The organism is Pseudoalteromonas sp. SG41-5, assembly GCF_014164495.1.
GTDB lineage: Bacteria > Pseudomonadota > Gammaproteobacteria > Enterobacterales > Alteromonadaceae > Pseudoalteromonas > Pseudoalteromonas rhizosphaerae.
Genome location: NZ_JACJFH010000002.1, coordinates 69,883 through 92,456, shown reverse-complemented (window position 1 = coordinate 92,456; position 22,574 = coordinate 69,883). Strand labels below are relative to the sequence as shown.

The window sequence follows — 22,574 nt, the reverse complement described above, 5'->3', positions numbered from 1 at the left end:
TGAAAAATGAATATTAAGCTGCAGCTTTATTTAAGTAAGCAATGATATCGTTTGATTCATATAACCAAGTGACTTGGTTATCTTTTTCGATACGTAGACACGGTACTTTTATTTTTCCGCCTTGTTCGAGCAATTCTTGACGATACCGTTCATTACTTTTCGCGTCGCGCGTTTCAACTTTTAACCCTTCGCGTTTAATTGCACGGCGCACTTTTACGCAGAATGGGCAAGCTTTGAATTGATATAGTTTAAATTGTGCAGTGAGTTGATCAAGCTGAGCTTGCTCTCCCGCAGGACGTTTTTTACTACGTGGTGTAAAAACAAAATCAAAAAATAAGATCAAACTACCTAATAACCAACGAACTAATTTCATCAACTGGGCCCTGTTTACAACAATTTAAGGGCACAGATTTTAGCACAGAATATAAAGCTAAAATAGCATCAAAGAACGTGAATCCATCTCCTAAAAGGTAAAGCAATCCACGTTATTTTAAAAATATAAAGCAAAACTCAATACCGCAGTGAAAAGGCCTGCATCAAAGAATAAAAGCTTGAGTCTTGCTGTATTATTAAACTATTCATTTATATCCTCAAGGGATGACTTTAATGTTTACAATGTAGTAGTTTGATAATCTAAAACAACACCAAATCATCTCGATGGATCACTTCACTACCGCAATCAAAAGCTAGCAACTTTGTAATTTCACTTGAATGACAACCTTTAATGGTATCGGTTTCAGCTTTACTAAAACGTACTAACCCACGGGCCACTAATTGTTGATCGCTGGTGACTAAATCAATCAAATCGCCACGTTCAAACTGCCCGCGCACACCGCGTACGCCTTTGGCTAATAAACTAGCGCCTTGTTGCTGTAAAGCATTTACTGCGCCATCATCAATCACTATTTGGCCACTACTTTTAGGTCCAGCTAACAGCCATTTTTTACGGCCATCTCTTGGCGCTGTTAGCTTTACAAAGCGTGTGCCTGGTAACTGTTCGCTCATACAATTAAGGATCACATTTTTACCAGCACCTTTGGCTATAATCACTTCCACCCCGGCTCGACGAGCGATATCAGCGGCTTGCAATTTCGTTGCCATACCACCCGTGCCTAGACTAGTTCCACTGCCACCAGCAAGCTGGCGTAACTCATCATCAATATGTGCCACTTCGTCAATTAATTGCGCATTAACATCAGTACGTGGATCACTGGTAAATAAACCTTCTTGGTCGGTTAGTAATAATAATTTGTCGGCATTAGCTAATATAGCGACCAGTGCTGAGAGGTTGTCGTTATCACCGACTTTAATTTCAGCAGTTGCGACCGCATCATTTTCATTAATGATTGGCACCACGTCATAACTTAATAATGCAGTTAAAGTATCGCGGGCATTGAGGTAGCGTTCTCGGTCATCAACGTCAGCGCGAGTCAGTAGCATTTGCCCTACATTCACGCCATATAAAGCAAATAAGCTTTGCCAAATGTGGATAAGCTGACCTTGACCAATCGCGGCAAGCATCTGTTTATCAATCAAAGAACGACCGCAGGGTTTTAATAGTTGCTCTCGGCCAGCAGCCACCGCGCCACTTGATACCAGCACAACTTGATGACCTTGCTTTTTTAATTCACAACATTGGCGAACTAATTCAACCATGTGTGCTTTGTCGAGTTTATCGGTTCCACCAGTGAGTACACTCGTTCCCAGCTTAACCACTATTACCTGTGCCCTTTGCATGCTTTTTACTACACAAAAATATTGAAGGATTTATTTATACCAGTTATCGATTTTTGAACAAGTTAAAAATATTCAATCACGGTGCTGACGTGCTAGGATCGTGTTTTAATTCACTTTAAAGCGACCTTCATGCCAGCCAGTTTATGTTTAATAATCGCCACCTTTTTATGGGGTAGTTCTTTTATCGCGCTGAAATACGCGATCGCCATTTATGACCCTGCACTGGTGATTTTTTTACGCATGTTAACCACCTTAGTCATGGCATTGTGCTTATGGCGTTACGTTATTCGCTTTAAATATCATCAAGGTGACTGGAAATATCTGGTGGGGATGTCGCTGGCTGAGCCCTGTTTGTATTTTTTATTTGAAGGCCATGCGATGGAATATACTTCAGCTTCTCAAGCGGGGGTTATTGTATCGTGCTTACCGATTATCGTAGCACTTTTAGCGTTTTTTATGCTCAAAGAGTATATTAGTAAGGCCATTGTGATTGGTTTCACTTTTTGTATTGGCGGCAGTATCTTATTAACTTTAATGTCGCCAAGCTCAGAACAGGCTCCCAATCCATTGCTGGGTAACTTTTTGGAGTTAATGGCAATGGTCTGCGCTGCATTTTATACTATTTCAGTTAAACATTTAGTTGCTCGCTACTCACCATTAACCTTAATTGCACTGCAAGGTTTTAGCGGTAGTCTGTTCTTTGCGCCATTTCTACTGTTTATTGATTTACCCAGTGAAAATCAACATGACCTTGGCGCATTATTAAGTATTTTATATTTAGGTTCTTGCGTCACCTTAGGCGGCTATGGTTTGTATAATTACGCAATTAGTAAGGTATCGGTGCTCACTGCCGCAGCCTATTCAAATTTAATACCGATTTTCACCCTAATATTATCAGCAATTATCTTGGGAGAAGTGCTTTCTCTTAGCCAATGGCTCAGCATTGGCGTGGTATTTGTAGGTGTAATGATAAGTCAGCGTCATCAAGAATTGGTAGTAGACATAGATAACACCGATGCAGGTGATGGCAATTTATCGGCAGAGACTAATAATCGTAATTCAGTCCCGGAGGCTAAAGAGTCAAACGGATAACAGGTTAATAAATACAAGCCTTTATGCGCTAAAAAATCGTACTGGGACTGATGAATAACCGCAATCCCACGCACTCGATAGCGATCAATTTGGCCATTTTGCGTTTGTAAGCTAAATTGCTCACCCACATTCACTTTTTGTAAGAAAGCAAAGTGAGTGTCATTATGTCCAGCAATTAACACGCCTGCTTGCTCAGAGCCTAGCTCTGCACTAGCTAAAAAGTGACTCGGAGCAAACGCTAAGTTACGGCCACTGGCTCCTGCTAATATTGTTAAGGTTTGCTTTTGGCTTGGCCAATTCAGTTGTGCAGTTACATAACTATCAGCATAGAACCAGGGTTTAACTTGTTGCTCTGGCGTTGTCAGTGCCACTTGCCAAGCCTGCTCTATAAGGTGTTGTGCCAGCCACGCTTTAGCTTGCATATAACTACCATGACCAAGCAACGCCAAGCCAACAATCAACAATATAGCGCCAATCACTGCTTTCATTTTTTCAGTCTCAACACTGCAAATCCAGCCAACAGCATGCAACCGAGTAAAATATGTAGTCTGCTTTGCCCATCAGTTTGTGGCAAACTCATTGCTAGACCCTGAGGTCGTTGATTAACCACTTGCACATTCTGCTCAGCAACAGTGCTCGATGGTGTCTGTTCAATCGCTACAAAGGCGGTAAACGGACTAAGTAATTGATGTTCAAGCGCTAGACTCTCAACCTGTGCTTTAACCTGCTCTTGCTCGTTATAAAGTAATAATGATTTAATTTTTTGCCGTGCCCACAACCTTGCAATTCCATGAGCCGGTCGCCCTTGTTGTGTATTTAACTTTATCGACAACGGTCCTTGCGCCGTTTGCCCCGCTAAAGTAACGCCGGCATTATTATCAAGCTTTATAGCAACCATCACCGGCTCTGAAAAATACAGGTCGGGTAACGGCGATGGCCAATATTCAAGAGCTTGATTTGCCAAATCACTGCTAAGCGCAAGTTGAGTAATTGCAGGATGAGCTAACTTATCAAATAGTTGCTGCATTTTTGGTTGCACGTCACTACTGCTGCCAATATAAGTAAACGTTCCGCGCCCAACATCTGCAGCTCGACGCATAAAGTAACTATTAGGCGCACTACCGATACCAATCGTAAACAAACGACTATCACCTAGTTGCGCACTAATATGTTTAAACAATGCATCTTCATTACTGACACTGCCATCGGTTAAAAATACCACTTGACGCACATACCCTAGATGCTCACGAGCATCTAGTACACCATCTAATGCCCCTTTAATATCAGTGCCGCCATCAGCTTGTAAATTATATACAAAGCGCTCAGCACGGCGTAAATTAAAATCATTAGCCGGCACAGGTTTATCGCTCATAGGCATAATTTGATCGTCAAAGCCGACAATATTAAAGCTGTCGTTACTATCAAGTAACGATAACGCATAATGAAGTGCACTTTTGGCTTGCTCCATTGACTGTCCGTGCATAGAGCCGGAAGTGTCGACTACAAAAATCATTTCTCTTGCTAGACGCTGAGTCTGCGTAAAATGATCATCCGGCGGCAGCAACATTAATAATCCATAACGCTCACCATTACTGAGCTGCTCAGTAAAAAATGCGGCTTGCGCTTGCTCTTTTTGCAGCGGTTTAAACTCCAGTAAAAAATCACGATTCACGGCACGTTGTTCATTTAAAGTAACTTGATACTGACCAAATGCCAGATTTTCGGTATTAATACGATGATATTTAGACTGAATATCCACCAGCTCTAGGCCAACATCAATATTAACCGTTAGCTTAAACTCGCCTTGAACCGCGCCTGCATTTTTAGTGGCCATGTAAATCGGTGCTATCCACCCCGTGGCAGCAATACTCGCTGATGATAACTCATTACTCTGCGAGTCAATCATATCCTCTGCTGTTTCATTTAATACCCCATTAATCGGATGGTAACGCGGCGTTATCGTGGTTGGAAATCGTAGTGCAAATGTACCACTGCGATAATCAATCACTTCTTGATATTGCAGCTCTATTTGTACTTCTTCGCCGGGGCCGATGTTTGCCACATTAGTGACAAACATGTTTGCACGCTGCTGGCGCACTAAAGCGGCTTGTTTACCCGCTTGTTGCGCCTGTTGAAAACGCAGCTCGGCTTGTGCTTTTTTATCAATTTCACCTTTGATCACTCGCTCACCAATGTGCATAGTCATGGCATGAACCGCACTTTCATCGGGCAGCGGAAAGACATAGCGTGCATTAACAGCAAACGGGTTTTCATTGCGATAATGTTGAGTTACCACGACATGGTTTATCAATCCGGTGACTGTCATGGTGGCATCACTTTTTAAGATTACGCCAGGCGCTGCCTTTGCACCATTGCTGTCGAACATAGTTAGTTCTGGCGATGTGCTGGCGTTACTCGCACAGCTAACAAACGCGATGAAGGTAAAAAGGCTTCCCCGTAACCATAAATGGCTACGGGTCAGCACTTTGCTTGGTTTACTCAACATAAAAATCACTCCCTTGGCGGCTACTTGGCAAAATGGCGATTAGTTACTCGCGGTTTGGTTATACGGCTGCGTGCTTGGACGAGTTGTTAACGTTACACGGCGGTCAAACATGTTTTCTTCATAATTATCGCTATCTGCCACAGTTTGTTGCTCACCAAATGCGGTAGTCGTTAAGCGGGTATGGCTAATACCTTGCTTTATTAAGTAGCTTTGTACATTTGCGACTCGCTGTTTTGAAAGCGCTAAGTTAGCGAGCTCATCACCACGTTGATCGGCAAAGCCATTTAAATCCAGCTGCAAGTCTGGCTGGCTTTGTAGTAAATTCACTAGTTGATCAAGTTGGCTGGCAAAGTGCGGGGCAATCTCACTTGAACCGGTTTTAAATTGAATGGTCATTGCCATTAGGTTGTGCATTTTGGCTAATGCAAGGCGTTCGTTATTACTCTCAAGCTTATCGAGCTGCTCACTCATTTGCGCATTTTGAGCAAGTACATGCTGGTAATCATCGGTTTTATCTTGCAGCACAACTAAAGCTCGTTGTTGCTCGGCAATTTTATCTTCTGCCACTTCTTGCTCGCCAATCAAGCCTCCGGCAAATGCACCAACAAAGGCACCAATTGGGCCGCCAACAATACCGCCAACAATTGCCCCCGTACTTAAACCTATCACCGTTTCTTTATGAGTTTCTTTTGCTTTAACTGCAACTGTGTCAGCGTGGGCTAAGTTAGGTGCTGCAAAAATAGTAGCGACAGTGCAAGCGATAATCATTTTTTTCATGGTGTAATCCTTTTTTGCTTAATTACTTAATAGTTGGCAACTCATGGGTTGGTAGCTGCCCGATTTGGTATAACGCCATTAAAGCAAGCTCAAGTGGCAACAAAGGGGAGCAAAAAAGGCAAACTGCTGAGCAATTGTGGCAAAAAAAAGGCAATTGCTTTTTCGCCAGTGCGAAAGCAAAAAAATTAGGTATAGTGCAACTAGAATATAAGAAGGTGCTGTAAATGAAGAAGATTGCAATTATTGAAGACGAACCCGCGATCCGCGAAAATTACATGGAAATGCTCAGCGCGCAGGGTTATCTGGTCAGCGGCTATAGCAACCGTCAAAGTGCAGAGCATGCTTTTAATGACGCACTACCAGACTTAGCGATTGTCGATATTGGTTTAGGTCATGAAATTGATGGCGGTTTCTTACTATGCCAAACTCTGCGTTCGCTTTCTAAAACCTTGCCGATTATTTTTTTAACCGCCCGCGACAGCGAAATAGATACAGTGTGTGGCCTACGCATGGGCGCTGATGACTATCTCACTAAAGATATCAGCATGGCGCATTTGGCGGCTCGTATTGGTGCACTGTTTCGACGTATGGAAGCACTCGAGCAACCCGCTGATCAAAATGCTTTACTCAATCGCGGCCCGCTCACGCTTGATACTAAACGCATGCAAGTATTTTGGCAGCAGCAAATAGTCGATTTAACCGTAACTGAATTTTGGATGCTGCATTCACTGGCACAGCGCCCTGGGCATGTAAAAAGCCGTAACGAACTAATGAGTGATGCAAAGATTTACGTTGATGACAGCACTATCACTTCTCATGTTAAACGTATTCGCAAAAAATTTATCGCTTTAGATACTGACTTTGATTGTATAGATACCGTGTACGGTATGGGTTATCGCTGGGAGCAAGTGTAATGCTGCGCTTTGGTTTGCGCAGTAAATTTATATTGCTGTCGTGTTTTTTATTTTTACTGCCTTGGCTTGGCTATGAATACGTGTGGGAAATGGAAAAATTTCTGCGCCAAGGTCAAGAAAAAACCTTAGTCGGCACTACCCGAGCACTCGCCACGGCCCTGCATGAGCGCCCAGCATTATTTGACTCGCAAACCAATTTTTTAGATCAGGTTATAAAAGGCCGTGATCTCTACGCCTATAACCTTAGTAACCCCATTCAACTTGATGGCAAACTGTCGGACTGGCAGCCTTATCAAAGTCTTTTTTGGCATTACGACGAGCGCTATTTACAAACTAATAAACCAGACCATCAGCTTGAGGACTTATCGTTTGAGCATATGGTTGGTAAATATGAAAACTTTTTATATGCAGTATTTAAAGTTACCGATGACTCGGTGGTTTATCGCGCTAAAAACACCCTAAGTTTAACCCGTAATGATCACTTACAGATCATGTTAAAAACCCCACAAGGAGAATTTAAGCACTATATTGTTGCCGCTCGCCAAGATGGCTGGATCAACGCATTTGACGCACAAAGCAAAACCCCAATAACAAAAATTCAAGGCTATTTTGTCAGTACAGAGACTGGCTATAACATAGAGTTGCGGTTTCCGCTAACGATGCTTGGCAATAAGCTCGGCTTTGCAATTGAAGATTGGGATCAAGGCAAGCCTGAGCCACAGACTATGTCGACTTCAAACTTACAAAACCCCAATGATATTGGCTCAGTGCTGGTGCCCTCCCCTGAAATAAATCGTATATTAAAAGGTATGGGTCACAGCGGCAGCCGAATTTGGGTGGTTGATAATCATCACCGCGTGTTAGCGCAGTCGGGATCAATTCATCATGCCGACGGCGTTTGGGCTGATGGACTTAATGACCAGCCAGCAAAAACCTGGTGGCAACGATTTGAGAAAAACTACTTACATCCACTTTACTATAAAGTACTTACCCGCCCTGAAAATGAATTTTTAGATACCTTGCACGATGTCGCAGCGATGCAAGGCACACATATAGGTAAAGCACTCAGTGGCACACCAGCATCGTCTTGGCGACTCACTCCAGATAACAAAGCGGTTATTTTATCAGCCGCATATCCTATTTGGATCCAAGATAAGGTCATTGGTGCTGTAGTGGCCGAAGAGACTACCAATGGTGTTCGCACATTACGCAACAAATCGTTAGAGAAACTATTTAATGTGATTTTAGCAGTGATGCTAATAGGCACAGTAACGTTATTCTTTTTTGCATCAAGGATCTCCAGTCGTATTCGTCGCTTAAGAGATACCGCAGAGCAAGCCATTGATGCTCAAGGGCGAGTAACTGGCACTATTAATTACAGCGATTCAAACGATGAAATTGGCGATTTATCTCGCAGTTTTGCAAATATTGTAAGTCGCTTAGGTGGTTACACTAACTATTTAGAAACCATGTCGTCGCGATTATCTCACGAACTCAGAACACCCGTTGCGGTCGTACGTAGTTCCCTTGAAAACTTACAAATGCAGCCACAAAGTGAGCTGAGCCAAAAATACCTTGATCGTGCCAGTGAAGGAGTCGAGCGTTTAGGTAAAATAATCACCACCATGAGCGAAGCAACTCGCCTTGAGCAAAGTATTCAAAGCGCTGAAGCTGAACCGTTTGATTTGCGAAATGTGATCAATGGTTGTATGCAAGGCTACCAGCTAACCTATGCACAGCAGCAATTTAGCCTGAATATTTGTCCGCAACCATTACTACTTAACGGCGCGCCTGAGTTTATTGCTCAGTTGCTAGATAAACTAATCAATAATGCCTTAGAGTTTAGTGTTGAAGATAGCGCTATAAGTGTCAGCCTTGATCAACATGATAATGAAGCCCTGTTATGTGTCAGTAATCTAGGTCCACTTTTACCCGAGGGATTAACAGAGCATATTTTTGATTCAATGGTGTCGGTACGTAGTCAACAACTGCAGCAGCAACCACACTTGGGTTTAGGGCTTTATATAGTACGTTTAGTGTGTGAATACCATAAAGGCACAGTTAGCGCGGCTAATAATCAACAAGCTGATGGTGTGACTTTTACCGTTCGACTGCCTATTAATAATAATTAAGGATTACATTTATACACATTTTGTACGGTTAATGTTCACTTACAATTCAGTCGCGCAGACATATGCTTACTACTTAACTAAGTTGATAAGATAGGAGGCAATATGCAAGCGATACTGAAACGTGAAGAAATTGATTTTATTTTTGATTTATACAGCTATGAAGATAGTGATGAGTTAAACAGTAGCGAACCTAACTCTGATACTGAAAAACATGACATAACGCAATCAAAAGTAATTTATCAGCCTAGTTGTTTGACCTAAAAGTGGTTTGCTCATTACAATGGCGCACCTTGTAAAAGTACTGCCTAATAATGAAAACTCATTCTGCTAAAAAAGAACTTATTTTATTACCGATCTTACTGATTGTTATTTTACTGTGTATTGCTGGGCATTTTTTACTACAAGCCAGCTTCCAAGATAGCAATGTTACCGAGTATATGCTTGCTGCGTTACCTTTTGCTATGTTTGGCTTAGTGATTATCGCTTTTAAAATTGCCAGTAACAGTGAAGACAAAGAGCGTGCAGAACAAAGTGATAACGGCTAACGCTTGTACCACACACTCTCTTGATTATTTATAATATATGGTAACCAAACCAATCGGGCTTAATCGCTTGAGATTGCTCGCTCGGGGTTAGCTTGATATGTAATTGACTGTCGAGCAAGTCAATTGCAAAGCAATCATCTACATCATGTAAGTCATCTTTATGAATATGACTTAAACCTGCTAGTAAATCCTCTTTTGCTCTTTGTTTAGCTTCGTCGCTACTACTAGCTACATATAACGCAAAGTCATGCTGCTCAGCTAACCTATCAGCACGATACGCTCCTAAATTTACAAAGTATAACTGCTGCGATTGGGCCAAGGGTTCATCAACCACGGTTACTGCAAAGCCATCAATGTGATTTACCGCCATATAGCTGTCCATGTGCACGCTACTTTTATCACCGACCCACTGCGCTTTTAATTTTGAGTAAGTTTGTTCTATCGATTCCCCAACAACAAAACGAACATCATGCATTTCAATATGGCAGCCCTGAATACGCCCACCTAAATACACCATAAATAACTGCATTTTCTCTCCTAACAAATAGTATCAACGTCAATGTTGTGTTTTTTAATCAATTTATAAAAATCTGAGCGATTTCGCTTAGCTAGTTTTGCCCCTTCAGCCACGTTACCGCCAGCCATCTTTAAAGCATTAATCACATAATCACGCTCAAATTCTTTTTTAGCATCGTTAAGTGAAAGCGGCTCAACATTGTTGGTATTACTATTAAGCGCACTTTCAACCAGCTGTGCTGATATTACTTCACCTGGGGTAAGTGCGACAACCTGCTCTACTACATTTTGTAACTGGCGAATATTACCCGGCCAATCGTGACGTACTAATGCATGCATTGCATCATTGGCGAAACGCTTTTCTTTTTGATCCATACGTTTAGCAATGGTAGCGCTAAAATACTGCGCTAATAAACTAACGTCTTCTCTGCGCTCACACAGTGGTGGCAATTTAAGATTCACAACATTTAAGCGATAGTATAAATCTTCGCGAAATTGCTGATTAGCAATCGCATCAGGCAAGTTTTTATGAGTTGCTGATACAATCCGCACATCAATTGGAATTTCTTCTTCAAAGCCCACAGGGCGAATAGTTTTTTCTTGTAATACGCGCAGTAACTTAACTTGTAAATTAAGTGGCATATCTCCGATTTCATCTAAAAATAAAGTACCGCCTTGCGCTTGCTGAAATAACCCTTGGTGGTCTTTAATCGCGCCCGTAAAAGCCCCTTTTTTGTGACCGAATAGTTCTGATTCGAGTAATTCACCCGGTACCGCACCACAGTTTATTGCGACAAACGGACCTTCACTAACATGGCTATGTTGATGAATAGCATTAGCTAGTAACTCTTTACCTGTACCACTGGCCCCCGAGATCAGCACATTGACCTGAGTCGGACCTAGTAATTTAACTTGCTCAAGTAAATGCAGCATAGCACCACTGCGGGTCACGATATTGCTGTTTGATGCACTTTCATCGGCACTGAGACCATGAATTTCAATCGCTTTTGCTAAACTATCAAATAACTCATCTTTATCTACCGGTTTAGTAATAAAGGCAAAAATACCTTGCTTCGTCGCTTCAACAGCATCAGGAATAGACCCATGAGCTGTCATCATCAACACTGGCAGCGCTGGGTAGCGATTTTGTAACTGACGGTGTAATGCCATACCATCCATTTCATCCATGCGTAAGTCTGTAACCACAGCATCAAACACATTATTTTTTAATAACTGTAGCGCAGCGATACCGCTTTCGCAGGTAGTCACTTGATAGCCTTTAGATTCTATGCGAATAGCCAATAGTTTTAATAAACTTGCATCATCATCGACCAGTAAAATTCGCGCGCCTTGGTTTTGCTCTGTTGACATAATTACTGCTCCTTAGTTTCTTCGCGTAGTAATAGTTGCTGCTCGATGGCTGCCAGTGATGACAGGGTTTCTTGCATTTTATTATTCAGCGCTTGCTGCTGTTCTTTAGCGTTGATCTGCTGTTTTATTTGTTGTTTTTGCAGCCATAAATACTGTTTTATATCATCTGGCCAATAATAAGCTTGATCCAGTTTTAGCAGCTGCGTTAATACTTTTTCCGGTGCTAATACATTATTTTTACAACTAAAATCAAAATAATTCTGAAGCTCTTTAGCACCAATATAAACCGTTTTACTCGCTGCCACTTGAAAACCACCGCACGACTTTGCATGCCAACCAATAACCGTTTCGGCAGGTGCATACATAGGATCGGTTTTCGGCCTAGGTTTCGGATTCGGTAAACTATCCCCTTGTGGTGTAGTCACCTTACCCGGTTGTTCAGCTTCAGGGTTGCTTTTATTTACTGGCTGCTCAGTTAACTCACACCCTGCGAGCCCTAAGGTTGTAATGCAAACCACTAAAATGGCATTTAAACGCACGCCCATGCTAATTAACTCCTTGGTTTTTATTGGTTGGAGGGATGATTGGGATTTGAATTATAAAACGACAGCCTTGTGGTTCATTATGCTCAACGTGTAAAGTACCCATCAATTGCTCAACAGACTCTTTTACAATGGTAAGCCCTAAGCCACTACCTTGAGCGGTTACATCTTTAGCATTCTTACCTTGATAAAAGGCACTGAATATATGTGATTTCTCTTGCTCTTTAATACCGGTGCCTTGATCGCTCACACTCATAGTCAAAGTACGACCAGCTAATGACAGAGCAATATTGACCGCCTGTCCTGCTGGTGAAAACTTTAAGCCATTAGAGATCAACTGAATTAAGATCATTTCAACAAGCTCTGCAGCAATTTCCAGTGGTTGCTCGGGTAACTCACAATGCCAACATAAGCTTTGCTTACGCGCCACTAAACGATGTTCAAAATGGCTGTTTATCTTGGTTATTAATTGCGAGAATTCCAGCTCACTTAAGTCTTCTTTGCTGCTGCGAATCGCATTGTAACTAAGTAAACTATCGATCATAGCGCGCAAACGCACCATGCTCTGAGTAATTAACGCCAACACCGCTTGCTGCTCTTTGTTAATTGGCCCAACGATTTCATCGGCAAGTAAGTCAGTGCCCTCAACCATTGACGCTAATGGAGTTTTCAATTCATGGGTAACATGGCGTAAAAAAGTATCTTTTTGTTGCTCTAATTGATGCAACTGCTCTTGCACCCATTGTAATTTATTTCCTAGTTCAACCAACTCAGCAGAGCCTTGTACAGCTATTTTTTGTTGCCAATGACCTTGCCCAAGCTTATCAATAACCGACGTTAATCCTTTTAAGCGACCACTTATACGCCATAAAAAACCACCACCTACTAGTAAAGTTAATGGGATAAGTGCTATTAACCAATTGATAAATGAGCTTTGCAAAGCTTTTAACTGTTGCTGATTTTTAGTTATTTGCAGCTCATTTTGATCTCTTAGCCACACCGTTTGACGCGCAATAAATTCACTCACAGGAATAAACAATTGCGCATCTTGTTGTCCTTCAGTAACGAGTTGAGTATGCGCTAATTGCAATACCTGTGCGAGTTGCTGCCATTGCTTAATATACTCCCCCGTAGAACTTATAAAAGTTAGTTCATCAATGCTTTGTAGTGATGATTGCCACTTATCAACAATCAATTCATCGAGTGATTCGCTTTTCAGCACCCAGTTTTGTCGCGTTGCACGCTCTAAGCTATTGAGGTCTTGCTTAAGATTATTAAATGACTTGGTAATTTGATAATTTTCACTGACGATTTGTTGAGTTACTGCTAGCTGTTTATTCAGCGCATTTAAAAATACAATCACTACCAGTGATAATGGCAGCAGCGATAACAAAGTACTAAACAAAAACTGGCCTATTAAATTGGGTCGCCAACTAAGTAATGCACTGTACTTTTTAGCGAATGAGGCCATTATCGCTACTCCTTTAGTTAAATGTCTGATTATGGAAGGTGTTACTTATACACTAGCTGAATCAATAAGAATAATGAATAAGGCGAACTGTGTAGCGCTATATAAAGCGACTGACGCTAAATTGAAACAACTTAACCAACTGTTTTTTAAAAACTTAATCAATACCCGTTAAAAGTTGTTGCAAAAAAGACACACTGCCCAGTCATTTTTTCCCACTTATTATCATGCCAAAACATTAAGTCACTGATATTTTTACAATAAAAAAATTGGCATCGTTCTTGTAACATCCGTATCAACGACTGTTTATAAGGAAATAATATGAAAATATTAACACCGCTGTGCTTATGCATCAGCCTACTGCTTAGCTTTAACAGCTTTGCCATTGATGTCGAGGCCACCTTCGCAGAACTTGATAAAGACAGTAATGGCACATTGAGTGAAGCAGAAGCATCTGAAGATGCGGTATTACACGAAAGTTTTGAGCAAATTGACAAAGATCAAAATGGTCAAATTTCATTTGCTGAGTTTAAACAATTTTTGCAATAATTTTCCCAAAGGAAACACTGCTATGAAACAACTTATCGCCGCTTTTTCACTGATGTTTTTAGTCATTAGCGCCACTGTTTTAGCATCACAATTAAACGTTAAGTTTGCGCAATTAGATACCGACTCTGACGGACAAATTTCATTGCTTGAAGCCAAGCAAAACAACACGCTATTAAAGCAGTTTACTGATCTTGATGATAATAACGACGAGCAGTTATCTGAGCAAGAGTTCGCAAAGTTTAAATTTTAAAAGGCTTTAAAGTATTTGCCATAATCCCGGAGGGAATGTGTAAACGGATTTAATGTTGGGATTTAAATTATGGCAAATGCTTTATTCTTTTTGTTGGTAGGATGTAAATAATGAAAAGCATATTAATAATATTAAGTGTGTCGCTAGCCACCAGTTTTAGCGCAATGGCACTGGATGTAAAACAACGTTTTGATCATTTAGATAGCAATAAAGATGGCTATTTAACGCATAATGAGCTTGAACCACAACCACAATTGTTGAGTAACTTTAAACGTTGGGACAAAAACCAAGACAATAAAATTTCCCTATCTGAATTTAAGCGTTTTTTAACTAATAATCTAGATTAACGAGTTTCCCCAATGAAATTTTGTACACAACTGGGACTAAGTTTGTTATTTGTCAGTAGCTGTTGCAGTTTTGCAACAACTGATAATATAGCAGAACAATTCAAAAACTTAGACCGCGATAAAGACGGTCTTATCACGCGTTCAGAGTCAGCAAAAGATCCTGCCCTGTGGTCTCGTTTTAAAAACTATGACAGCGATAAAGATGGTAGATTATCACTGTCTGAATTTACTCTATATGCAAATAAATGAATAGCTAATTCATCAGCATAGTTGAAATGCACAACGATAAATAATTTATTATATTTAATTTGCAGACTCAGTATTCTCTGTTACTGTTTAACTAACAAAAGCAGAAAAAGAATTCTAACAATGAAATGCTTACTCGCCTGTTTAATCACTTTATCTTTACCTGTGCTAGCTGATACCACGGTGATCTACAATGCTAACGGTTACACTCCAACTTACAGTGGCCAATTACAGCAATTTTCTACACTGGTTATTAAAGATGGCAAAGTAGTAAAAGTAGGAGACGATAAACTAAAAGCGAGTTTCCCTAATGCTGCAGTATTTGATGCCGAGCAACAAACCTTATTACCTGGTTTAATTGACGCCCACGGTCATGTGATAGGACTTGGTAATAATTTAGCGCAACTCGATTTACGTGGCAGTATGTCGATTGCAGAAATACAAAAAAAACTTGCTGTATTTGCTAAAAATAACCAGGGCTGGATTATTGGCCGCGGTTGGAATCAAGAACTGTGGCCTAATAAGCAATTTCCTACTGCTGCTGACTTAGATAAAGTTGTCAAAGATGTTCCGGTGGTGCTTTCTCGTGTCGATAGCCACGCGATTTGGGTTAATAGCAAAGCGATGGAGTTAGCCAAATTAACACCCACAGTACAGTCACCAGCAGGTGGTGAAATTATTCGCAACCAAGCAGGTCAGCCTAGCGGTATTTTTGTCGATAAAGCCGAAAGTTTAATTACTGCACATATTCCAACGCCATCTGATCAAAACGTAAATAATGCCTTAAATCAAGCTGGCCAACATCTGCTCAGCTTAGGTATAACCTCAACCCACGATGCTGGGATTGATAAACAAACATGGCAAGTTTACAAGCAAAGAGCTGAACAAGGCACCTTACCGCTGCGCATAGTTGCAATGCTAAGTGCAACAGATCCGTCCCTTGAAGATATGCTCAGAGCCGGTCGCTATAAAGATCTTAACGATTTCATGTCTATTCGTAGTGTAAAAATATATGCTGATGGTGCGCTAGGTAGCCGTGGCGCCGCACTACAGGCCGATTACGCAGATAGAAAGAATCACCAAGGTTTAATGCTCGAAACTCAACAAAAACTAGAGCAGCTGTACACATTGAGCTTTAACCATGGTTTTAGCGCCAATACCCATGCCATCGGTGATAAAGCAAATCATATTGTGTTAGATGCCTATCAAAATGTATTTAAAAAAACCGGCGGGATTTTACTACGTAACCGTATAGAGCACGCACAGATAGTTGATCCAGCAGATATTCCTCGCTTCAAAGCACTTAAAATCATTCCATCAATGCAACCGGTGCATGCAACTTCTGATATGCATATGGCAGAGCAGCGCCTTAGCGATACACAATTACAAGGTGCATATGCTTGGCAAACGTTTTTAAAGCAAGGCTCAGTAGTAGCTGCAGGCTCAGATTATCCAGTTGAACTGGCCAACCCCTTTGACGGTTTGTATTCAGCAATTACTCGCCAAGATCACAATCAATTACCCGCTAATGGCTGGCGAGTCACTGAAGCACTGAGCAGAGAAGATGCACTCAGAGCATTCACGTTAGGTGCTGCGTATGCCGCACATCAAGAATTTAAATTAGGTAGTTTAGAGCAAGGAAAGTGGGCTGACTTTATTTTAATCAACAAAGACTATTTTAAAGTGCCAGTACAAGAAATTTTTACCATTGTCGTAAATCAAACATGGATTGGCGGTGAATTACGCTACCAAAAAGCACAAATTGATACACAGAGTAAGGCGCAATAAACCACGCTATTATTGTGGTTTTTGTTGTTGACGTTTGAGCTTAATTAAATGATAAATATTTACGAAGGTTAGCAAACCATTGGTGATAGCCACAGGCCATGCAGCAATCGCAATACCGTAAGCAGTGAAAGCAATACAACCGGCAAGATTAAACCAACGAAGTTTGCTCACATCACTCATAGTTAAAGAGGCAATAAGTAAAGCTGAGGCAAAATACCCCAAATATTCCCAACTCATTTGTTCTCTCCGGTACTTTAGGTTAGCATTGCAAATGTTGTAGTTTAGGCAAAGTTATTCCACAATATAGCAATAGTATAAAAAGGCTAACTTACTAAAAACCCAAAGCTGCTAAAAGCACACTTTAATAATCATTACACGGGATATCAGGTATTAAGCTTAATTAACCGAGTTAACTAAGCTAGTAAGTTAGCGTAAATTCTTAGAATCTTAATGCTAACGTCATTAAGATGTAATAAATAGGACAATTGTCCGAAGGGCATTGTTGATGTTTCAATATCATTTTTCTAGTTATCTCGTCGACCAGCTACTAACCTTTGCTGGCAGCCGTTATCAACAATCTAAAAAAGAAGTACTGATCCACCAAGATCAACCTCTTACAAAATTAGTGTTAGTCAGAAGCGGCACCGTATCGTTTAGTTATGATGTCGGTAATGGCCGCCGCTTACTGCTGGGCCAACTTGATTGCAACAACACCTTAATTGGCGAAATTGAAGCGCTAAACAATAACCCCTGCATTTATACAGTTACCTGCTTCAGTGACGTTAGCTACAACCTAATAGAACTAAAGCACTGGCGTGCCCTGTTACTTGAAAAGCCAGAGCTGAGTTTATACACAGCACAAACTATTGCCGCTAAGTTTCAAGAAAACCAAAAAATTAATTTAGATAAACTATTGTTACCATTGGGTTACAATATCGCCAAAGACTGCTTATTACGTGCCGAAAATAATAACCCAACCCTGCTGCGCGCATACCCAACGGTAAATGCTGAAGCTGAGCGTTTTGCCACCACAGAGCGAGCCTATCGCCGCGTAGTATCGGAACTGGTGGAAAGAGGTTTAGTTGCACGCTCAAATGATGGACTCAAAGCGGTTGATTTAGATAAACTTAGCGATTACGTGGATAGTTTTTCGCAGCTATGAAGTTGACTCACATTAAAATTCAGCCGAAAAAAACAACGTTTAACTGCCTAAAATGCAACTATTTACATTTACAACCGCAGCCTACTACTTTAGCATAGTAAGCTAATAACGAAGCTGCGCTAAATCCGTAAAAATTAAATAAGAGATTTATTACATAACAGGGTAACAATTTTCTTATTTAATTAATAAAAGTATATATAATGTTCACTTGACGTATATATAATGTGCGCTTATCCTTGATGAACAAATTATTGTATTATAGGTGCAAGCCTGACCTGGTGCGCGCTTCGGTACATTTATAGAACTGCAATTAAGTCTGTTTACTTTAAAGAGAAAGGAAAGAAAGGTAACGATTATGGGAAATAATAAATTCAAGCTCACCAAGCTAGCTCTTGCACTTGGTCTGACAGCAACTTTAAGTGGCTGTTTTAGCGATAACGACAACAATGATTATGTAAAGCCACCAGTTCCACCTGAACCAACCGTTGATGTTGCTGTACCACCAGTAGCAATTGAAGCTCAAGCAGGTTCAGTTACTGTTAATATCGTAGATGTAAAGGGTGCTGCTTTAGCTGATACGGTTACAGCAACGATTAGCTTTACTTCTTCTGAAGACGGCCTTTTAACAGCTGCAGGCAACGCTTTAGCTGATACCGACAAATCATCAACAGCTAGTTCGTTTGCATACACAGTAGACTCTATTCCTGCTGATGGTGTTAGCTATGACTATGTTATTTCTGCTGCTGGGTATTTGAACAACTCTGGTACTTTAACGTTATCAACAACTGATAACGTTGTAGCACAAGAAATTCGTTTAACACCACGTACACTAGCAGGTTCTGATGTAGCGATTGTTGCTGACACGAAAACATTAGCTGAGCTTGTTCCTGCTGGCGAAAATACAGATGTGTCGTATGACCCAGCATCAGGGTTATCAATTTCTGGCGATAAAACAGAGATTACATTACCACAAGCAATTAACAAAGCAGGTGTTGCTGTTGGTGGTTCAACCGTTAAAATCAAAAGCGGCACGCAATTTTTAGATAAAGAAGGTGCAGCGTTAACGACAGTTCCAAAAATGACTGTTGCCTACTTTGCGAATGAAGCAACACGTAATGATGAAGAAGGCGAAGCTGCAGCTGCAACCTCGTCGTCATTAGATGCGTTCCCTGGTGGTTTAGCTCTATCTGTAGCTTCTGATCCTAACAGTACTGATCAAGTGCAAGGTTCATTTACTTCAGGTGGCTTTGTTGCTATCGAGCTAGTTGATGATGCTGGTAATAAAGTGAAATCTTTTGGTGCAGGCAATTCAATCACTGTTGCAATGCAGGTCGACAAAAAGACTTCAAACCCTTGTCCTGTAACTTTACCTGCCGGTACTACTGATATCAAAGCATACGCCGAAGCGAATGGCTTCAAAAATGGTGTATGTACTGTTGCAGCTCCTGTAGCTCGTAAAATTGCGGTTGGTGATATCTTCCCAGTTTGGAGTTACGATGAAGAAGCTGGTAAATGGGGATTCGAAAGCTACGGTGAAGTAACTGATAGCGGTAATGCATCAACATTTGATGTATCAGTAGATGTAAATCACCTATCTTACTGGAACCTTGATTACTTCAACAACAATAAATGTTCAAGTGTAAAATTTGATATTTTAGATAGAAATGGTGACGCTAATATAGCTGAAACAACTATTTTACTTGAAATTAATGGCTATAGAAGATCTTTCACTAGCCGTAACGGTAATTATGGATCAGCAACGTTTAACAACCCTCCAGGTTTCCCGGTTAAAGTTAAAGTATTGCGCAATGGTGTTAACGTTTTAGATGGCTTGTCAACTGACACTGATAGCACTGCATCGGCATTATCTGTAAGCAATATCTGTGACTTAAATGATAAAGATCTAACACTTACAATTGCTCCGCCAACAATTGTAACTAAAAAAATAACAACACAGCTAGTGTGTAGCAATACCGGAGATTTTGAAGTCGGTACTCCACCGGTTGCAACACCTGCGCTAGTCAGATTGTTTAAAGATGGCAACTTCAAGCAAACTATTTACTCGAAAGGTACTTTCAACCTGAACTTAGAGCAAGGTGGCACTTACTCTGCTAGTTACCTTAACTACAACACTAATGTGTGGACATCTACTCCAGTAGCGGCAAACACAACTGCAGCTACATTTGATATCCCAGTAGTGTGTGAAGTTGATACTGTACCAGTATCTGGTTCTGGTTCAGGTTCAGGTTCTTAATCTGAGGTAGAACTGTACTTCCTAAAGCCGCGCATTTGCGCGGCTTTTGTTTATCTCGTTATTAAGTTATTTTTGGTTTATAGTATTTATAGCTAAAATAATTATCGGGTTTTAAAAGTTTAAAACCTAACTCTAATCTAAATTGGTTAATCACGTGACTTATAATAAAACAACCCTCGCGACACTTTGCGCACTCAGTGCCAGTACCTCCGTTTTTGCTGATCAAAACATTAATCATGGTATTGCATATAATGGATTTACCGGTATTTTCCATACCCCTACTGCTGTTGTAATCGACAAAGGTAATATTGATATAGGTTACAGTAACCAGCTAGAAATTAGAGGAAAGTACACCGACGGTCATAACTTTACATTTTCAGCTGGACTTTTTGAAGGTTTAGAAGTCAGTGGTAGGATTACCTCATCGTCGATGCATGACATTTTATTTAGCTATGAAAATAAAGGCCAAATCCGCGACTTATCATTTAATGCTAAATACCAAATTCCATTCATTCCAAAAGATTGGTTTAGTGTCGCTGTTGGCGCTAAAGATGTTGGTGGGGCTGCGAATAACTATGAAGCGTTTTATGCTGTTGCTTCTAAACAGTGGTGGGATTTTCGCTTTAGTGCCGGTATTGGCACATCTGACACGCTTACAGGGCAACTAGACGGCGCATTTGCTGGTATTGAATATCAACCTTTCACTTGGCTTTCAGTACTCGCTGAGCATGATGCAGAAGCATTTAATTTAGGCGCCCGTATTACAGTTCCAAAAGAGTGGCTTTATGATATTGCCACGGTTTCATTTAATAGCCGCTTTTACTCAAATACAGAACTTGCTAGTGATGATACTTATTGGGGTGTCAATATTAGCATGCCGCTCAGTGATGAAGCACAAGATAACTACCACAATCTAAAACCAGCACCTCAACCAGTTGCAGCGGCAAAGTTATCTAAGAGTTCAAATCAGCGAACGAGAGCAACTCTTGCTACATCCCCAAATCAAACGGAAGAGTCTGTTAGTCGAGTAGTATCTGCGGAACCAGTAAAAGTATTAACTACGACCAAACAAAATCAACAAGTTTCCACTGCACAAAATAACAATCAACAAATTCACAGCTTAAAAAGCAGCTTAGTTAACGATGGTTTTGAAAATATCCGTGTTGGTATTAGCGAGAGCAAACAAATCATTGTTGAATTTGAAAACTCAGTATTTAATCGTAATGAAATTGATGCGTTGGGGCTTGTTTTAGGCCGCATAACTGAAAGCTTTGCTACTGGCAATAATGAATTTATTGTTCGCTTGGCAAAACAAGATATCCCACTGTTACAAGTCAATGGGTATTTAGATAATTACCGTCGCTTTATTGATGAAAATATCACTCCTGATTTAATGGTCAGCACTCAATTTAGTGATAAAGATGCTGTGGGTGTAAAATGGGCCGGAAATACCCAAAGCACGAGCCCTTATTTTGTACCTAGAGTTTCATTTTCACCATCGTTATCATCACGATATGCAACTGAATTAGGTGTTTATGATTACTCGTTAGCTCTACAAGCCGATTTACATGTACCATTATGGCAAGGTGCAGGTGTAAATATTACTGGGCAAGTTAATGTAGCTAATACAGATCACTTTGAAAAAGGTAGTGTATTTAGTAATTCACGCCAAGAAACGGGGATTAAACGTGCCGTTGTATATCAAACATTCGCTTTACCGTTTAACATATATAACCAGACTCAAGTCGGTTTATTCCAAGATTACTTTGATTATACAGGTATTACCAACGAAACTGCATGGCAAAGCCCCGCAGGCCGCCACAAGATACAAGCAAAGTTAGGCTACTTTGAGTATAAAGATTATGACACTGATAAACGCGACTACTCGGTTTATTCATACCGTTATTTATGGGCTGAAAAGGATGTCTCTTTCCATATCTCTGGTGGACAATTCTGGAATGAAGATACCGGCTATAAACTTGAAACTAAGTTCTGGTTTGGTGATGCAAATATAACCGTAATGTATAGCGACACTGACGTAGAAAAAGTGGGGATTGGTTTTAGTATTCCATTATCACCACGCAAAGATATGGATGCAGGTAATTGGCAAGTTACAGGGACTAAAAGCTGGACACATAGCGTAAATACTATAATTAATCAAAAAGTAAATTTGATAAACACCAGTAGTGCGACAATACTCAAATCGTCAATCGACCTCGATAATACTTTCTTAAACCAAGATCGTATGTCAAGCAGTTACGTATATGCTCATTTAGCACGATTAAAAGAAGCGTTTGAAACCTATAAATAATATTGGTTTAGACAGCTAATTGATAAATAAAAAAAGGCCTAGTTAAGGCCTTTTTATTTTTACTCGA

The 22,574-nt window shown here is 40.6% G+C and carries 23 protein-coding genes; 13 read left to right on the top strand and 10 right to left on the bottom strand.

Annotation, left to right across the window (positions count from 1 at the left end; all coding sequences use genetic code 11):
• Positions 1–13 precede the first annotated feature (13 nt).
• Positions 14–373 (bottom strand): glutathione S-transferase N-terminal domain-containing protein, encoded by a 360-nt coding sequence (locus tag H5232_RS01030; RefSeq protein ID WP_182762069.1) that lies wholly within the window; start codon positions 371–373, stop codon positions 14–16.
• A gap of 260 nt (positions 374–633) precedes the next feature.
• Positions 634–1,737, bottom strand: a complete 1,104-nt coding sequence (proB, locus tag H5232_RS01025; RefSeq protein ID WP_145235430.1) for a glutamate 5-kinase — start codon at positions 1,735–1,737, stop codon at positions 634–636.
• Positions 1,738–1,866: 129 nt separating this feature from the next.
• Here proB and H5232_RS01020 point away from each other — a divergent pair, with 129 nt between their 5' ends.
• Complete coding sequence (locus tag H5232_RS01020) at positions 1,867–2,829, top strand: DMT family transporter (RefSeq protein WP_145235428.1); 963 nt, start codon at positions 1,867–1,869, stop codon at positions 2,827–2,829.
• Here H5232_RS01020 and H5232_RS01015 read toward each other — a convergent pair.
• The 3 genes from H5232_RS01015 to pdsO are packed head-to-tail and all read right to left on the bottom strand — an operon-like array spanning position 2,721 to position 6,112.
• The gene (locus tag H5232_RS01015) at positions 2,721–3,317 is read right to left on the bottom strand and encodes a class GN sortase (protein WP_145235426.1); all 597 of its coding nucleotides are present in this window, start codon (positions 3,315–3,317) and stop codon (positions 2,721–2,723) included. The genes H5232_RS01020 and H5232_RS01015 overlap by 109 nt on opposite strands.
• The gene (locus tag H5232_RS01010) at positions 3,314–5,335 is read right to left on the bottom strand and encodes a marine proteobacterial sortase target protein (protein ID WP_182797585.1); all 2,022 of its coding nucleotides are present in this window, start codon (positions 5,333–5,335) and stop codon (positions 3,314–3,316) included. Before H5232_RS01010 ends, H5232_RS01015 begins: the two co-directional genes overlap by 4 nt.
• Before the next feature lie 39 nt (positions 5,336–5,374).
• The gene (gene pdsO, locus H5232_RS01005) at positions 5,375–6,112 is read right to left on the bottom strand and encodes a sortase-associated OmpA-like protein PdsO (RefSeq protein WP_182762064.1); all 738 of its coding nucleotides are present in this window, start codon (positions 6,110–6,112) and stop codon (positions 5,375–5,377) included.
• Between the two features lie 224 nt (positions 6,113–6,336).
• Here pdsO and pdsR point away from each other — a divergent pair, with 224 nt between their 5' ends.
• The 4 genes from pdsR to H5232_RS00985 all read left to right on the top strand — a co-directional run bounded on the left by pdsR (position 6,337) and on the right by H5232_RS00985 (position 9,703).
• Positions 6,337–7,026 (top strand): proteobacterial dedicated sortase system response regulator, encoded by a 690-nt coding sequence (gene pdsR / locus H5232_RS01000; RefSeq protein ID WP_145235419.1) that lies wholly within the window; start codon positions 6,337–6,339, stop codon positions 7,024–7,026.
• Positions 7,026–9,158, top strand: a complete 2,133-nt coding sequence (pdsS, locus tag H5232_RS00995; protein ID WP_182717163.1) for a proteobacterial dedicated sortase system histidine kinase — start codon at positions 7,026–7,028, stop codon at positions 9,156–9,158. Before pdsR ends, pdsS begins: the two co-directional genes overlap by 1 nt.
• Positions 9,159–9,260: 102 nt before the next feature.
• On the top strand, positions 9,261–9,419 hold the full coding sequence (locus H5232_RS00990; RefSeq protein ID WP_179959192.1) for a hypothetical protein: 159 nt from the start codon (positions 9,261–9,263) through the stop codon (positions 9,417–9,419).
• A 50-nt stretch (positions 9,420–9,469) separates the two neighbouring features.
• Entirely contained in the window at positions 9,470–9,703 is a 234-nt protein-coding gene (locus H5232_RS00985) for a hypothetical protein (RefSeq protein ID WP_145235415.1), read from the top strand.
• A 28-nt stretch (positions 9,704–9,731) separates the two neighbouring features.
• Here H5232_RS00985 and H5232_RS00980 read toward each other — a convergent pair whose 3' ends face one another.
• The 4 genes from H5232_RS00980 to H5232_RS00965 are packed head-to-tail and all read right to left on the bottom strand — an operon-like array spanning position 9,732 to position 13,606.
• Entirely contained in the window at positions 9,732–10,232 is a 501-nt protein-coding gene (locus H5232_RS00980) for a DUF1543 domain-containing protein (RefSeq protein WP_182739824.1), read from the bottom strand.
• A gap of 8 nt (positions 10,233–10,240) precedes the next feature.
• Positions 10,241–11,590, bottom strand: coding sequence for a sigma 54-interacting transcriptional regulator (locus tag H5232_RS00975; RefSeq protein ID WP_145235410.1), 1,350 nt, complete (start codon positions 11,588–11,590; stop codon positions 10,241–10,243).
• Between the two features lie 2 nt (positions 11,591–11,592).
• Positions 11,593–12,135, bottom strand: coding sequence for a hypothetical protein (locus H5232_RS00970; protein WP_182830468.1), 543 nt, complete (start codon positions 12,133–12,135; stop codon positions 11,593–11,595).
• A gap of 1 nt (position 12,136) precedes the next feature.
• On the bottom strand, positions 12,137–13,606 hold the full coding sequence (locus H5232_RS00965; RefSeq protein WP_182830481.1) for a HAMP domain-containing sensor histidine kinase: 1,470 nt from the start codon (positions 13,604–13,606) through the stop codon (positions 12,137–12,139).
• Positions 13,607–13,921: 315 nt separating this feature from the next.
• Here H5232_RS00965 and H5232_RS00960 point away from each other — a divergent pair, with 315 nt between their 5' ends.
• From H5232_RS00960 to H5232_RS00940, 5 genes are all read left to right on the top strand, one after another.
• Positions 13,922–14,149 carry an EF-hand domain-containing protein gene (locus tag H5232_RS00960; protein ID WP_145235406.1) on the top strand — a complete coding sequence of 76 codons (228 nt, stop codon included), beginning with the start codon at positions 13,922–13,924 and terminating at the stop codon, positions 14,147–14,149.
• Positions 14,150–14,171: 22 nt separating this feature from the next.
• Positions 14,172–14,399 carry a hypothetical protein gene (locus H5232_RS00955; RefSeq protein ID WP_145235404.1) on the top strand — a complete coding sequence of 76 codons (228 nt, stop codon included), beginning with the start codon at positions 14,172–14,174 and terminating at the stop codon, positions 14,397–14,399.
• A 110-nt stretch (positions 14,400–14,509) separates the two neighbouring features.
• Positions 14,510–14,746, top strand: a complete 237-nt coding sequence (locus H5232_RS00950; RefSeq protein ID WP_149982106.1) for an EF-hand domain-containing protein — start codon at positions 14,510–14,512, stop codon at positions 14,744–14,746.
• A gap of 12 nt (positions 14,747–14,758) precedes the next feature.
• Positions 14,759–14,995, top strand: coding sequence for an EF-hand domain-containing protein (locus tag H5232_RS00945; RefSeq protein ID WP_149982107.1), 237 nt, complete (start codon positions 14,759–14,761; stop codon positions 14,993–14,995).
• Positions 14,996–15,115: 120 nt separating this feature from the next.
• A complete protein-coding gene (locus tag H5232_RS00940) occupies positions 15,116–16,780 on the top strand; it encodes an amidohydrolase (protein WP_182830467.1) in 1,665 nt (554 codons plus the stop codon).
• Between the two features lie 9 nt (positions 16,781–16,789).
• On the opposite strand, the gene H5232_RS00935 is transcribed toward H5232_RS00940, so the two are convergent.
• Positions 16,790–17,017, bottom strand: coding sequence for a YgjV family protein (locus H5232_RS00935; RefSeq protein WP_145235395.1), 228 nt, complete (start codon positions 17,015–17,017; stop codon positions 16,790–16,792).
• 268 nt (positions 17,018–17,285) lie between these two features.
• Between H5232_RS00935 and H5232_RS00930 the strand changes: the two genes are divergently transcribed.
• The 3 genes from H5232_RS00930 to H5232_RS00920 all read left to right on the top strand — a co-directional run bounded on the left by H5232_RS00930 (position 17,286) and on the right by H5232_RS00920 (position 22,507).
• A complete protein-coding gene (locus H5232_RS00930; protein WP_145235393.1) occupies positions 17,286–17,942 on the top strand; it encodes a Crp/Fnr family transcriptional regulator in 657 nt (218 codons plus the stop codon).
• Between the two features lie 355 nt (positions 17,943–18,297).
• Entirely contained in the window at positions 18,298–20,196 is a 1,899-nt protein-coding gene (locus H5232_RS00925) for a hypothetical protein (protein WP_182739828.1), read from the top strand.
• A gap of 154 nt (positions 20,197–20,350) precedes the next feature.
• On the top strand, positions 20,351–22,507 hold the full coding sequence (locus H5232_RS00920) for a YjbH domain-containing protein (RefSeq protein ID WP_182830466.1): 2,157 nt from the start codon (positions 20,351–20,353) through the stop codon (positions 22,505–22,507).
• Positions 22,508–22,574 lie beyond the last annotated feature (67 nt).

Excerpts from the sequence above, each read along its gene's own strand:
- H5232_RS01030 (WP_182762069.1), bottom strand. The coding sequence starts at position 373 with ATGAAATTAGTTCGTTGGTTATTAGGTAGTTTGATCTTATTTTTTGAT.
- proB (WP_145235430.1), bottom strand. The coding sequence starts at position 1,737 with ATGCAAAGGGCACAGGTAATAGTGGTTAAGCTGGGAACGAGTGTACTC.
- H5232_RS01020 (WP_145235428.1), top strand. The coding sequence starts at position 1,867 with ATGCCAGCCAGTTTATGTTTAATAATCGCCACCTTTTTATGGGGTAGT.
- H5232_RS01015 (WP_145235426.1), bottom strand. The coding sequence starts at position 3,317 with ATGAAAGCAGTGATTGGCGCTATATTGTTGATTGTTGGCTTGGCGTTG.
- H5232_RS01010 (WP_182797585.1), bottom strand. The coding sequence starts at position 5,335 with ATGTTGAGTAAACCAAGCAAAGTGCTGACCCGTAGCCATTTATGGTTA.
- pdsO (WP_182762064.1), bottom strand. The coding sequence starts at position 6,112 with ATGAAAAAAATGATTATCGCTTGCACTGTCGCTACTATTTTTGCAGCA.
- pdsR (WP_145235419.1), top strand. The coding sequence starts at position 6,337 with ATGAAGAAGATTGCAATTATTGAAGACGAACCCGCGATCCGCGAAAAT.
- pdsS (WP_182717163.1), top strand. The coding sequence starts at position 7,026 with ATGCTGCGCTTTGGTTTGCGCAGTAAATTTATATTGCTGTCGTGTTTT.
- H5232_RS00990 (WP_179959192.1), top strand. The coding sequence starts at position 9,261 with ATGCAAGCGATACTGAAACGTGAAGAAATTGATTTTATTTTTGATTTA.
- H5232_RS00985 (WP_145235415.1), top strand. The coding sequence starts at position 9,470 with ATGAAAACTCATTCTGCTAAAAAAGAACTTATTTTATTACCGATCTTA.
- H5232_RS00980 (WP_182739824.1), bottom strand. The coding sequence starts at position 10,232 with ATGCAGTTATTTATGGTGTATTTAGGTGGGCGTATTCAGGGCTGCCAT.
- H5232_RS00975 (WP_145235410.1), bottom strand. The coding sequence starts at position 11,590 with ATGTCAACAGAGCAAAACCAAGGCGCGCGAATTTTACTGGTCGATGAT.
- H5232_RS00970 (WP_182830468.1), bottom strand. The coding sequence starts at position 12,135 with ATGGGCGTGCGTTTAAATGCCATTTTAGTGGTTTGCATTACAACCTTA.
- H5232_RS00960 (WP_145235406.1), top strand. The coding sequence starts at position 13,922 with ATGAAAATATTAACACCGCTGTGCTTATGCATCAGCCTACTGCTTAGC.
- H5232_RS00955 (WP_145235404.1), top strand. The coding sequence starts at position 14,172 with ATGAAACAACTTATCGCCGCTTTTTCACTGATGTTTTTAGTCATTAGC.
- H5232_RS00950 (WP_149982106.1), top strand. The coding sequence starts at position 14,510 with ATGAAAAGCATATTAATAATATTAAGTGTGTCGCTAGCCACCAGTTTT.
- H5232_RS00945 (WP_149982107.1), top strand. The coding sequence starts at position 14,759 with ATGAAATTTTGTACACAACTGGGACTAAGTTTGTTATTTGTCAGTAGC.
- H5232_RS00940 (WP_182830467.1), top strand. The coding sequence starts at position 15,116 with ATGAAATGCTTACTCGCCTGTTTAATCACTTTATCTTTACCTGTGCTA.
- H5232_RS00935 (WP_145235395.1), bottom strand. The coding sequence starts at position 17,017 with ATGAGTTGGGAATATTTGGGGTATTTTGCCTCAGCTTTACTTATTGCC.
- H5232_RS00930 (WP_145235393.1), top strand. The coding sequence starts at position 17,286 with ATGTTTCAATATCATTTTTCTAGTTATCTCGTCGACCAGCTACTAACC.
- H5232_RS00925 (WP_182739828.1), top strand. The coding sequence starts at position 18,298 with ATGGGAAATAATAAATTCAAGCTCACCAAGCTAGCTCTTGCACTTGGT.